The sequence below is a fragment of the Gemmatimonadales bacterium genome (assembly GCA_019637315.1).
Classification (GTDB): domain Bacteria; phylum Gemmatimonadota; class Gemmatimonadetes; order Gemmatimonadales; family GWC2-71-9; genus SHZU01.
In genome coordinates this window covers 26,304-38,448 of sequence record JAHBVU010000001.1, presented here as the reverse complement: position 1 = coordinate 38,448, position 12,145 = coordinate 26,304, and the positions used below count along the sequence as shown (strand labels likewise).

Genomic DNA, 12,145 nt, shown 5'->3' with positions numbered 1-12,145 from the left:
CTGGTGTCTTGCAGGATGTCGGACGCAGTCAAAGCGTCGCGACCGGCCCATTCGCGTTGCTTCGGTCCCGGTCACCCGTTGACACCAAGTTGAGCCGCCGACGCGACGTTGTCCCGGCACATCGACGCCGGGCGTTTCATGAGTTTGCTGCACCAGACAACGGTTACCGTGGCCGCGGTCGTATCGGTCCAGGAGCGTGCCAGCCTCGAAGCGGCTGGTGTGGGCTGCTTTGCCGTGGTTCATCGACCGTCCCTGCCTGACGCCCTGCGTGCGGTGCGCGAACGGCCGGTCGACGCCATCGTCTTCTCGATTCACGATTGCCAGGGAACGGAGGTCCAAGAGATCGACAAGCTGGTCCGCCGATTCCCCGACATCCCGACCGTCGCGCTCCTGACCCGGCAGGATCCCAATGCGCCGGAGGCCCTGCTCCGACTGGGAGCAACCGGCGTACGGCACGTGGTCGACGTGACCGGGCCGGCCGGCTGGGCCCGGCTCCGCCGGATCGTGGCAGAGCCGGCATCGCGCGCTGCGGCCCGGATTACGGCGCGAGTGCTGTCGGCACTTCCGGACCTGCCCCCGGATACCAGGCTCTTCCTCGAAATCATGATTCGGGTTGCTCCGACCACCCCGGTGGCCCGTCACCTTGCCGGCCAGACGCGGATGCGTCCCAGCACGTTGATGTCCCGCTTTCAGCGTGCTCACCTGCCCTCGCCCAAGACCTACATGGCTGCCATCCGGCTGCTGTACGCAGCGCAGTATTTCGAGAATGAAGCCCTGTCGGTGGCGGATGTTGCCTACCGCCTGGTCTATTCATCACCCCAGAGTCTGGGCCGCCACCTTCGCGCCATGCTGGGGATCACGGCAGGCGAGTTCCGCCGGCGCTTTACGTTCGACAGCGCGATCGACCGTTTCGTTGCCCTGCTGATCTTCCCTTTTGCCCGACAGTGGATGGCTTTCCATCCGCTGATCGCCGGCCGGCCGGGGCGCCCGCCTCGAGACGGCGTGGCCTCGGTTACCCGAGCTGAGCCAGTCGCCGACTCACCGTCCCAGAGTTCTACGCACGAGGCCTGGGCCAGGTTGCTTGATCGCCGCCGCCCGGCCGAGGGACGCACCAGTACCCCGCCAGGCTGAACGGCCCGGAGTCAGAGTGATTCGCATTGTTGGAAAGGGTGGAACGGATCAGCCGATTCGCTGTCCCGAGGCGGGGTCAATTCCAAGGCGGGAGATGGTAGTAATGGCTGCAACTTCTAGCCCCTTCAGCTCGATTGCCTGTCGACCGCCCTGTTCACGATCAACAACCGCCACCACACCGAGCACCGTGCCGCCCTCGGCTTGCACGGCTTCCACCGCCTGAATGGCCGATCCGCCCGAGGTCAACACGTCCTCCACAATGACCACGGAGTCGCCCGCTTCGAAGTTGCCTTCGACCCGTCGCTTGGTACCGTGGTCTTTGGTGGCTTTCCGAACGCTGAACCCATCGACCGCAGGTCCCTGACCGCGACTGGCGAGCGCGATCGCATACGCCACCGGGTCTGCGCCCATGGTGAGACCACCAACCGAGCGCGGCGCCCAGCCTCGCTCTCGAATCAAGCCCAGCCCCAACCGACCAATCAAATCCAGCCCCTCGGCCGACATGGTCGTCTTGCGGGCGTCGATGTAGTACGACGAGCGTTGCCCGGATGACAGCGTGAAGTCGCCGAAGGCGAGCGAGCGGGCCAGAAGCAGGGATTCCAGGGCCTGAAGGTCGTTCACGGCTGCCGCTTTCTGAACAGCGAGGCCAGAAACCCACCCTTGCCCTTCTCTTCCTGTGTGGCGGCGGCACTGAACGCGGCGGAAAAATCGCTGACGGTCTTCCAGCGCTCGGCCAGGTCCCGACTGAGTCCCCGCATGACAGCGGCCTCGAGATCAGCCGAGAACTTGAGGTTCCGGGCGGCCTGGTTGAGCGGGATTGGCGGTTTTGAGAGGAGTTGTTGAAACAACTCCCGCGGGCTCTTGCCTGGGTACGGCAGCTGCCCGGTCAGCAGGTGGTACGCGATGGTGGCCAGGCTGTAAACATCGGCCTGTTCCTTGACCAGCTCGCCGCTCAGTGCCTCGGGCGCGACGTACTGGAGGGTGCCGACAAAGAATCCTGCCTTGGTGAGCCGCTGGTTCGGGTCGTCCTCCTGGTCACGGGCAATCCCGAAGTCCAGCAGACGCGCGGTCTGCGTGGCGGGATCGTACATGATGTTGGCGGGCTTGAGGTCGCGATGAATGATGCCAGCCCGATGAGCGACCGTCAGTGCGGCAGCGAGTTGAGCGACGATCTTGGCCACCACGTCAGGGGCTAACGGCCCTGAGGCTGTCAGAAAATTGGCAAGCGGTTCTCCAGCGGCCCACTCGAGCGCGAGGAAGTACATATCCTCGGCCTCGCCGTACTCATAGGTGCGGACGATATTGGGATGATCGAGGCGGGCTCCGAACTCGGCCTCGCGGAGAAATCGCTTGACGGCAACCGGATCCTGCGCCATGCGGATGCGCAGGATCTTGACCGCAGCAACCCCCCGCTCCGGGTGGGTTGCGCGATAAACGGTAGCGGTGCCGCCCTCGCCGACGTACTCGAGGAGCGTGTACCCGGCCACCGTGCGACCGACGAGGTTATCTTGGCTCATGGGATCGGTTCAAGCTACACGCCGCAGCCGAGCTTAAGCAAGATAGCACGCTTCGCTGACGGTCGCGGGCTTTCCACGTTGTGCGAGGAAGCAGCATGCGCGGAATCTTTGGGCGTTTTGCTCTCACGCTGATTCCCATCATCGGGTTGCTTGGCGCCTGTTCGTCGGGTCGCGGTCCCCGCCCCGGCGCTCCGTCGACCATGACCGATCAGACGCTCAGTGAGCTGTTCAGTCTCACCTCCGTCTACCAGCGTCTCGGTCGCATCGCCGCCGGCGGACAGGTGCCGTTCGTGGGCACGGTGGCCACCCTCGCCGGTCGCGGTGACTCGACGCTCGTCGACATCGGCCTCTCCTTCGGCAACCGCTCCATTTCCTTTCAGCGCGATCAGGGCAGCTTCGCAGGTCGCTATCGGGTGGACCTGACGCTGACGCCCGAGGGCGGCGGGGAGCCGATCTCCGTCAGTGAAACAAAAGTCGTCCGGGTCAACACCTTTGCTGAAACCCAGCGGAGCGACGAAAGCATTTTCTTCCAGCAGGGTTTTCTGATGCGTCCGGGGACCTACACGGTATCGGTCGTCGTGCGGGATCCCTCGTCGAACGGCGCCAGCCGAGCCGAGCGATCGCTGGTGGTGCCGCGATTCGGCGCGGGATCGATCGCGCCCCCGGTGCTGGTCTACGAGGTGCGTACCCGGACCTCGGTCGACGACCCGATCGACATCGTGCTCAACTCCCGGGGGACGGTGGCGCACGGCGGCAGCGACACGCTCTTCATCTACGTCGAGGGCTACCGATTCTCCGGGCCGGCCACCGTGCCGGTCGTTGTTCGCGACGATCGCGACAGCGTGGTCTATCGCAGCGAGGTCCGGTTTGCGGGCGGGCGCAGCGCCGAAGGCCGCATCGTTCGACTCAGTTCAGACACGCCGCCGCTTGGTGAGTTGACCATCGAAGTGGGCGAGGGACCGTCGGCGCAAAAGGTCCAGGCGCTGGTGTCGTTTGCCCGCGGCTGGGTGGTCACCAACTATGAGAACCTGCTCAGTCTGATGCGGTACTTCCCGTATGAGCCGGGCATGCTCAACGACCTCCGCAACGCGAGACCGGCCGATCGGGCCCAGTTGTGGCGGAAGTTCTGGGTGGCGACCGACCCCAACCCGGCCACGCCGGAAAACGAGGCGCTCGATCGCTATTTCACTCGCCTGGCAATTGCCAACGAGCGGTTCCGTGAAGAGGGCGGGGAAGGCTGGCGCACCGATCGCGGAGAAGTGTTCATCACGCTCGGTGAGCCGGACCAGGTGTATGAGAACTCGATGGCCGCTGACCGCCGCTACGTCCGCTGGGTGTACAATGAGTATCGCGCGGTGATCGACTTCGAGGGAACGCTGGGCTTTTCCCGACTCCGCCTTACTCAGCAGTCGCGCTCGGAGTTCAGCCGCGCCCGTGCGATGATTCCGCGCAACCCGCGGGCCGGTCGCTGATTCCTGGCCGCACCCGCGGGGCCGTCGGTGCAGCTAAGTTACCGGCATGGCTCATCATGATCCGCCACAACTGTTTCTGGTCGACGGCCACGCGCTGATCTACCGCGCGTTCTTCGCGCTGATCAGTCGCCCGCTTCGGACCTCTCGCGGTGAGAACACCTCGGCCGCCTGGGGTGTGGTCAACTTCCTGCTCCGGCTCAGGTCCAAGTACCAGCCCGACTACCTCGTCTGGGTCCTCGACAAGGGCGACTCCTTCCGCTCCCAGCTCTTTCCCGAATACAAGTCGACCCGTCAGAAGCTCGACGTGGAGCTGCAACAGGATTTCGACCTGGCGCTGGAGCATGTTCGCGACATTCTCGACGCCTTTCGCATCCCGCGGGTCGCACTCGATGGCTATGAGGCCGACGACGTGATCGGCACGCTGGCGCGGCGCGAGGCGGAGCAGGGGCTTCAGGTCGTAATCGTCTCGGGCGACAAGGACTTCTACCAGTTGATTGGTCCGCAGGTGGCCCTGCTCAATCCCGGTCGCGGCGGACCGGCCGGGGTTGATGAGCTCTGGGTCGACGAGCGCAACGCCGCCGAACGGCTCGGCGTTCCGCCGCACCAGGTCATCGACTACCTCGCCATGGTTGGTGATTCTTCGGACAACGTGCCTGGGGTCCGTGGCGTTGGTGACAAGACCGCGGCCCAGCTGCTGCAGGAGTACGGTACGCTCGACACGATTCTGGCCAAGGCCGGCGAGATCAAGGCCAAGCGGCCCCGGGAGGCGCTGCTCGCCGAGGCCGAGGCGGCGCGGCTTTCCCGCCGGCTGGTCACGATCCAGACCGATGTTCCCGTGACGCTCGACCTCACGACGGCTGTCGCCGCAGACCCCGACCCCGAGCAGCTGCGCAAGATCCTGACCCGGCTCGAGTTTCATTCGCTGGTCAATCGCCTCGACCTCGGGGAGCCGACCGAGGCTGCCTCGAACCCGACTGCGTCGGTAACTGCGATAGCGGCTGCAGCGCCCGTCGTGGTGTCGGCGGCGGGCGAGCTTGCCGGCCTGGTCGCGCGACTTCGCCAGGCACCGCTCGTGGCGCTCGAGGTTCGCGGCGACGGCGCCGAACCCCATGACGCCGAGCTGATCGGGATCAGCCTGGCCCTGGCTCCAAACGAGGCCTGGTACCTGCCGTTTGGTCATCGGCCGGCGGATGGTGCGCTCGCAGCGCCCGCGCCGGTTGAGAACCTGCCCCCGCTAGCCGACCCGGCGTGTGCCGACCTGGTTGCCCTGATCGAGGATGCCACGGTGCCGAAGGCTGCGCACGATCTCAAGCTCCAGTGGCAGTTGCTCCGCCGCGCCGGGGCGGAGCTCGCGGGTGGACGGTTCGACCCTATGATCGCGAGCTTCGTGATCGACCCGGGACGGCGTTCCACGGCGCTCGACGTACTCTGCCTCGATTATCTCGATCGCCCGCTGTCGTCGGTCACGGATCTGACGGGGAACGGCCGGCGTCAGATCCCGATGGCCGAGGTCGAGGTCGACGCCGCAGCGCGACATGGCGCGGCCACGGTTTCGGCCGTGCTTGCGCTCGAGGCCAACTTCGTCCCGCGCCTGACGGAGGCGTCGCTGCTGCCGCTTCTCGACACCATCGAGATGCCGCTCGTCGAAGTCCTGACCGACATGGAATGGACCGGTATTGCCATCGATGCGACGGTGTTCGAGCGGCTCTCACGGGAACTGACGGCCGATCTCGTTCGGCTCGAAGCGGCCATTGCCCAATCCGCGGGAGCCACGCTCAACCTCAACAGCCCCAAGCAGCTCGCTGCAGTTTTGTTCGAGAAGCTCGGCCTGCCCGTGCTCAAGAAGACGAAGACCGGCCCGTCGACCGACGCGGATGTGCTCGAACAGCTGGCGGAGCAGGGACACGAGGTACCCCGTCTGTTGCTCGAGTATCGTGAGCTTCAGAAGCTCAAGTCCACCTATGTCGATGTGCTGCCCGCACGGGTCAATCGGCAGACCGGTCGAATCCACACGCGGTATAATCAGACCGGCGCCGCGACCGGGCGCTTGTCGTCGTCGGATCCCAATCTCCAGAACATTCCGATCCGGACCAAGCGCGGTGAGGAGATCCGTCGCGGCTTCGTGCCGACCGACGGATGGCAGTTCGTCGTCGCCGACTATTCCCAGATCGAGCTGCGGCTGATGGCGCACTTCTCGGCCGACCCCGCCTTTGTGGCCGCCTTTCGGAGCGGCGAGGACATCCATCGGCAGACGGCCTCACTGATCTTCGGCGTGTCGCCCGACCTGGTCAGCAGTGAGATGCGGTCGCGTGCCAAGACGATCAACTTCGGCACCATCTACGGACAGGGCGCCTTTGCCCTCAGCAAACAGCTCAAGATCTCGATGGAAGAGGCCCGTGGCTTCATCGAGTCGTACTTTACCCGGTTTGCCGGCGTGCGCGCCTATCTCGATCGTCAGGTGGAGCTGGCGCGGTCGCAGGGCTATGTCGAGACGCTCTTCAAGCGACGACGCTACATCCCCGAGATCAAGGACCGCAACTTCAACACTCGGGCTTTCGGAGAGCGGTTGAGTCAGAACTCGCCGCTGCAGGGTTCGGCCGCCGACCTGATCAAGATTGCCATGGTCCGTTTGCACGATGCGCTGCGCCAAGGCGGCTACCAGGCACGCCTGCTGCTGCAGGTTCACGACGAGCTGGTGGTCGAGGCGCCGGCCGGTGAAGTCGAGCCGGTCCGGGAGTTGGTTCGGTCGTGCATGGAAGGGGTCGCGGAGTTGTCGGTGCCGCTCGTGGTCGACATTGGCGTTGGCGTGAACTGGCTCGACGCCAAGCAATAGGCAGCTCAGCGGGCCGGAGGGGCGATTCGGCGCGACCCCGGCCACCAGTTCCAGCGGCCCATCAGGTGCATGAAGGCTGGTACCAGGACCATGCGGATGATGGTGGCGTCGAGCAGGACCGCCACGGCCAGTCCGAAACCGAGCATTTGCATCACGATGACCCGCGCAAAGGCAAACGCCCCAAAGACAAAGATCATGATCAGCGCGGCGGAAGTAATCACCGACGCGGTGGCGCTCAGGCCCTCCATGGTCGCTTCGCCGTTGCGACCGGTCCGGTCGAACGCCTCTTTGATCCGGCTCAGCAGGAAGACTTCGTAGTCCATACTGAGCCCGAACACCACGGCAAAGACGAGCACCGGAATCAGCACGAAGATCGCTTCGGTTGGTCCGGTCAGATGAAAGAGGCCGGCGCCGTACCCCTTCTGGAAGACCAGCACGATCAGCCCGAAGGTGGCCGCCACCGAGAGCGAGTTCATCAGGACCGCCTTGAGCGGCACCAGGATCGATCGGAACGCCAGCGCCAGCATCACGGCAGTTGCGGTCAGCACCAGCACGATCAACCGCGGGAAGATGTCGAGCATCTCTTCCTGCAGGTCGACGCTGCCGGCGATGTAACCGCCGACCCGGATCTCCGCATGCGCAGCTGACGTATGCTGTCGGAGGCCGCCAGGGTCCGGGCGCGGGCCACTACGTCCATGGCCGAGGTCAGCGAGGTGGTATCCTGCAGCACCACGTCGACCAGGGCAACTCGGCTGTCGCGGCTCAGATAAGCGTCGAGAAACTCGCGCTGGCTGGCGCGTGCGGAATCCAGGTCTGCATAGAGCAGTGAGTACGCCAGGATCGATGTCCCAGGCTGCAGGTCGACCATGCTGCGCACGTCGCGCACCCGAGGATCGGCCCGCATCGAGTCGGACAGGGCCCGGAGTCCGCGGAGCGACACCGCCTGCGTGGCCGGCTGATCCTCGGGAAACTCGACCAGGATTCGTACCGGCGTGATGTAGCCCGACACACCCATCCGCGCGAGTGCGTCGACACCTGCGCCGGCCTCCGTGGCGCTGGGCCACCAGTGGCGCGCCGGCAGCCCAATCTTGATCCAGAGAAGCGGCAAGGTGAGCACGGCCATGGTGGCACCGCCCAGGATCAGCGCGCGCACCGGATGCCGAGCGAGCGACCTGGCCCACTTTTCCCAGATCTGCGGAGCATGGTACCAGCTCAGCCGGCGCGCCAGCCAGCGGGGGCGGTCGATGCTCTGGCCCAGCGTCGCGAGCAGGGCTGGCAGGAGGGTCAGGCAGAGGAGTACGGCGGTACTGACCACCAGCAGTCCGCCGATGCCCACGCTCCGAGTCTCCACCATCGGGGTCAGCAGCAGCGCCCCAAACCCCACCACCACCGTGACACCCGAGTGGAAGACCGCCACGCCGGCGGTCAGAACGGTGCGTTCCGCGGCTTCACGTCGACGCAGGCCGCGGGCCATTTCCTCGCGGAACCGGGTCACCATCAGCAGCGAGTAGTCGATCCCGACACCCAATCCGATCATCGTGGTGAGATTGAGCACGAAGACCGACATCGGGGTGAACTCGGTCATGATCCCGATAGCCGTCAGAGATACGGCAATGGCAAGGACGCCGATCGCCAGCGGTAAGAGCGCAGCCACCAGCGCGCCGAAGGCCAGGACCAGGATCACCAGCGTGATCGGCATCAGCATCAGCTCGAACCGCTTGCCGTCCGCAGCGCTGACATTCCGAATGTCGAGGTCGAGCGCCGATCGGCCCGTGACGAGGAGCGTATACGCCGGTCGGTTGGGTGTATGATCGAGCACCCGATGCATCTCGGCACGGAACGGCTCCACCAGGTTGCCGATGCTGTCGATGTTGGCCGTGAAGGAGACGAGAAAGAAGGTCGATCGCTCGTCGGCCGACAGGAACGTCGAATCGGCCTGGGTCAGGTATGAGACGACGCTCTGAACGTAGGGAAGGCGGGCGGCGGCTTTGGTCAGAGAATCGAGCGCATCGCGGGCCGAGCCGTCCCGGAACGAACTGGGTCCTTCGATCGTGACCGCAAAGAACTCACCGAAGGGGCGGGCAAACCGCTCGGTGAGCATTCGGTCGGCAAGGCGGGCTTCGGACGGCTGCGCGCTGCCGCCTCGAAGCGCCAGGCGTTCAGGCGTCTTGGGGGCTTGGGTGAAGGCAAAGGCGCCCAGGATGACCCAGATGGCGATGACAAAGGCGCGCCACCGAACCAGGGCTCGAGTCAGGGACGCCAGGATCACCAACGCTCCATCTGTTCGTGCGACAACTAGTTAGCCTCTGTCCTGACGGAATCGAACCGGGGCAAATGTAAGGGAGGGGTTGGATGCTGGCCAGCGCGGTCGGGACGGGCGTCCATCTTGCGGCTTGCCAGGCCAATGAGTCGGGTTTTCCTGGTGCTCGCGGCAGTCTGTTTCGCGCTGCTGGCCAATGCTCGCTGGTCCGGTAACGAGTCCGTCGTTCCAACGAACGGATCAATCGTAGTTGCTGATACTACCGCGTCCAAGGCTTCGGCTGGCCTCTCGGGGCCCCTGCCAATCAACCAGCCGGTTCGCATGGCGTGGCCGGGGCCCGACACGATCGGGTCAGCGGCTCGCACTCCGGTATTGGCTCAGCGTGCCCTGCTCGAAGCCCGCCGTCGCTTCCAGTACTCGGTGCGGGCAACCTACCTGGATTCAGTCTTCACCTCGCCCGACTCGGTGATTCGACGGTGGCCCGACGACGCCACCATCCGAGTCGCGCTCGTGCGAGACAGTGCGCGGTCGGAGCAGGTGGCTGCGGTTGATGCCGCCATGCGCACCTGGGAGGCGCTGGGCGCGGGCGTCCGATTTGTGACCGTGGCTGACACTGCGACGGCCGATGTCCAGGTCCGATGGGTCGAGCGCTTCGAGCCGGAGGCCGGTGACAGTGCCCGCGCCGGCGGATCCCGCACCGGCTGGGCGGAGATGCAGGGTGACGGGCACGGCGTCATTGTAAAGGCGGTCGTGACGCTCGCGCGACTGCATGAGACCCGCGTGCTGGAGCCCGAGGAGCTCCGGGCCGTTGCCGTGCACGAGCTCGGGCACGTGCTTGGCCTGCCCCATTCGCCTGATCCGCGGGACGTGATGTACCCTACGGTCCAGGTTCCCGGTCCGTCTGGCCGCGACCGCGCCACGGTTCGGTTGCTCTACCAGCTGCCTCCAGGTCCGCTTCGTTTCCCCTGAATTCGGCCGGGTTGGTTGACCCGGCTTCCGGCCTCCCGGTAACTTCCCGGTCGTTCGAGTTGGAGGCATCGTGATGGTGACGTCGGATTCCGTGAAAAAGGCCCTCCGGGCCGTCAAGGACCCAGAGCTCGGGCTCAACATCGTCGACATCGGTCTGATCTACGATGTCGAGGTCTCCGAGGCCAACGACGTCCACATCAAGATGACGCTCACGTCTCCCGGCTGTCCGTCGGGACCGGAGATGCTGGAAGACGCCCGCCTGGTTGCCGAGGGGATGGAGGGCGTCAACAGTGCTTCGATCGAACTGGTCTGGGAGCCATACTGGACCCCGGACAAGATGGACCCTCGCGTTCGCGCCTTTCTGGGCTAGCCGCGGATCGACCTTGGCGTCCACCCACCATTGGTGCGGTGTGGCGCCTGCCTGATTCCCATTAAGGACTCGACAACCCGTAACCGCCGGACGCTCGATGGCGAGCGCCCTTCACTTCCGCCGTTCCCGCAGGAGCACCGATGGACGCAGCAAGTCTGACCGCTTGGTTCGAATCGATTGAGGCTACCGTCTGGCATTGGAAGTTCATGCCGCTGGTTCTGGTGGTTGTCGGTGGTATTCTGACCGTCGCCACCGGCTTCGTTCAGATCCGTCGCTTTCCCGCAGCCCTGCGCACGGTGTTCAAGGGGGCCTTCAAGAAGGAGGCTGCGGACTCCAATACCATCACGCCGTTTCAGGCCCTCTCGACCGCGCTGGCCTCGACCGTCGGTAACGGCAACATTGGCGGCGTCGCCACCGCCATCCTGATCGGCGGCCCGGGCGCGATTTTCTGGATGTGGGTCTGCGCGACGGTGGGCATGGCCACCAAGTATGCCGAAGCCGTCCTGGGCGTTCACTATCGCGTGACCCGCGAGAATGGCGAACTCGCCTCCGGTCCGATGTACTACATCACCCGCGGCCTCGGCGGCAGCAAGCTGGGCAAGACGCTGGCCTGGCTCTTTGCCTTCTTCGGTATGGCCACTGCGATGTTCGGTACGGGCAACATGGCCCAGTCCAACACCGTGGCCGTGTCGTTTGTTGCCGCAGTGCGCAGCCTGACTGGGGTCACCATCGGCACCTGGATTCCCGGGCTGTTGATCATGGTGGCGGTTGGCCTCGTCCTCCTGGGAGGCATCAAGCGGATCGCCAAGACGGCTGAGAAGCTGGTGCCGTCGATGATCGTGCTGTACCTCGGCGCCGCGTTCACCTACGTGGTGCTGAACGCCGACAAGCTTCCCGAAGTTTTTGCCCTGATCTTCTCGGAAGCCTTCTCACCGACTGCCGCCATCGGCGGCTTTGCCGGAGCCACTGTTGCTCAGGCAATCGCAATGGGCATGAGCCGCGGCGTGCTGTCGAATGAAGCCGGTCTCGGCAGCGCGCCGATGGCCCACGGCATCGCGAGCGTCCGGCATCCGGCCGAGCAGGGTGTGGTTGGCGTGTTCGAGGTCTTCATCGACACCATCGTGGTCTGCTCGATGACGGCGTTCGTCATCCTCGAGTCCGGTCTCTGGACGGCAGGCACGTTCCAATCGGCGGACCTGACATCGGCGGCTATGAGTCAGACCATTCCGTTTGCTCCGATCGTCATCGCGATCTGCTCGTTCCTGTTCGGGTTCTCGACCCTGATCGGCTGGTGCTACTACGGCGAGAAGTGCTTCGAGTACATCTTCGGATCAGCCTATACGAAGCTCTATCGCTTGGTTTTTACGGCGCTGATTCTGGTTGGTGCCGTGATCTCGGTTCCCCTTGTCTGGGCAATCGGCAATCTGCTGAACGCATTCATGGCGTTCCCCAACCTGATCGGTTTGGCCATCCTGCTGCCCATGGTGCGCAAGATCACCAAGGACTATTTCAGCGGGACGGGTAAGGAGTACTCGGTCGACCACCCGACGACCGGGGCCCGGATCGACAACTGATCAAACATCTCGCTTGAAC

At 64.9% G+C, this 12,145-nt stretch carries 10 protein-coding genes; 7 read left to right on the top strand and 3 right to left on the bottom strand.

Annotated elements, in window-relative coordinates:
- The first annotated feature begins 138 nt into the window (after window positions 1-138).
- On the top strand, window positions 139-1,131 hold the full coding sequence (locus KF785_00190) for a helix-turn-helix domain-containing protein (GenBank protein MBX3145158.1): 993 nt from the start codon (window positions 139-141) through the stop codon (window positions 1,129-1,131).
- A 48-nt stretch (window positions 1,132-1,179) separates the two neighbouring features.
- On the opposite strand, the gene pyrE is transcribed toward KF785_00190, so the two are convergent.
- Together pyrE and KF785_00180 are read right to left on the bottom strand one after the other, a co-directional pair.
- On the bottom strand, window positions 1,180-1,752 hold the full coding sequence (gene pyrE / locus KF785_00185; protein ID MBX3145157.1) for an orotate phosphoribosyltransferase: 573 nt from the start codon (window positions 1,750-1,752) through the stop codon (window positions 1,180-1,182).
- Window positions 1,749-2,648 carry a serine/threonine protein kinase gene (locus KF785_00180; protein ID MBX3145156.1) on the bottom strand — a complete coding sequence of 300 codons (900 nt, stop codon included), beginning with the start codon at window positions 2,646-2,648 and terminating at the stop codon, window positions 1,749-1,751. The genes pyrE and KF785_00180 overlap by 4 nt, the downstream gene beginning before the upstream one ends.
- A gap of 95 nt (window positions 2,649-2,743) precedes the next feature.
- Between KF785_00180 and KF785_00175 the strand changes: the two genes are divergently transcribed.
- The 3 genes from KF785_00175 to KF785_00165 all read left to right on the top strand — a co-directional run bounded on the left by KF785_00175 (window position 2,744) and on the right by KF785_00165 (window position 7,600).
- The gene (locus KF785_00175; GenBank protein ID MBX3145155.1) at window positions 2,744-4,120 is read left to right on the top strand and encodes a GWxTD domain-containing protein; all 1,377 of its coding nucleotides are present in this window, start codon (window positions 2,744-2,746) and stop codon (window positions 4,118-4,120) included.
- A gap of 46 nt (window positions 4,121-4,166) precedes the next feature.
- Window positions 4,167-6,953: a DNA polymerase I gene (gene polA, locus KF785_00170; GenBank protein ID MBX3145154.1), complete on the top strand. Its 2,787-nt coding sequence runs from the start codon at window positions 4,167-4,169 to the stop codon at window positions 6,951-6,953.
- Window positions 6,954-7,018: 65 nt separating this feature from the next.
- Window positions 7,019-7,600, top strand: a complete 582-nt coding sequence (locus tag KF785_00165; GenBank protein ID MBX3145153.1) for a hypothetical protein — start codon at window positions 7,019-7,021, stop codon at window positions 7,598-7,600.
- Here the strand turns inward: KF785_00165 and KF785_00160 are convergent.
- Window positions 7,510-9,222: an MMPL family transporter gene (locus KF785_00160; protein ID MBX3145152.1), complete on the bottom strand. Its 1,713-nt coding sequence runs from the start codon at window positions 9,220-9,222 to the stop codon at window positions 7,510-7,512. The genes KF785_00165 and KF785_00160 overlap by 91 nt on opposite strands.
- A 135-nt stretch (window positions 9,223-9,357) precedes the next feature.
- On the opposite strand from KF785_00160, the gene KF785_00155 reads away from it, so the two are divergent.
- The 3 genes from KF785_00155 (at window position 9,358) to KF785_00145 (ending at window position 12,126) form a co-directional block, all read left to right on the top strand.
- Window positions 9,358-10,182, top strand: coding sequence for a matrixin family metalloprotease (locus tag KF785_00155; protein ID MBX3145151.1), 825 nt, complete (start codon window positions 9,358-9,360; stop codon window positions 10,180-10,182).
- A 73-nt stretch (window positions 10,183-10,255) separates the two neighbouring features.
- Entirely contained in the window at window positions 10,256-10,552 is a 297-nt protein-coding gene (locus KF785_00150) for a metal-sulfur cluster assembly factor (GenBank protein ID MBX3145150.1), read from the top strand.
- A 140-nt stretch (window positions 10,553-10,692) separates the two neighbouring features.
- Window positions 10,693-12,126, top strand: coding sequence for a sodium:alanine symporter family protein (locus KF785_00145; GenBank protein ID MBX3145149.1), 1,434 nt, complete (start codon window positions 10,693-10,695; stop codon window positions 12,124-12,126).
- Window positions 12,127-12,145: the final 19 nt, after the last annotated feature.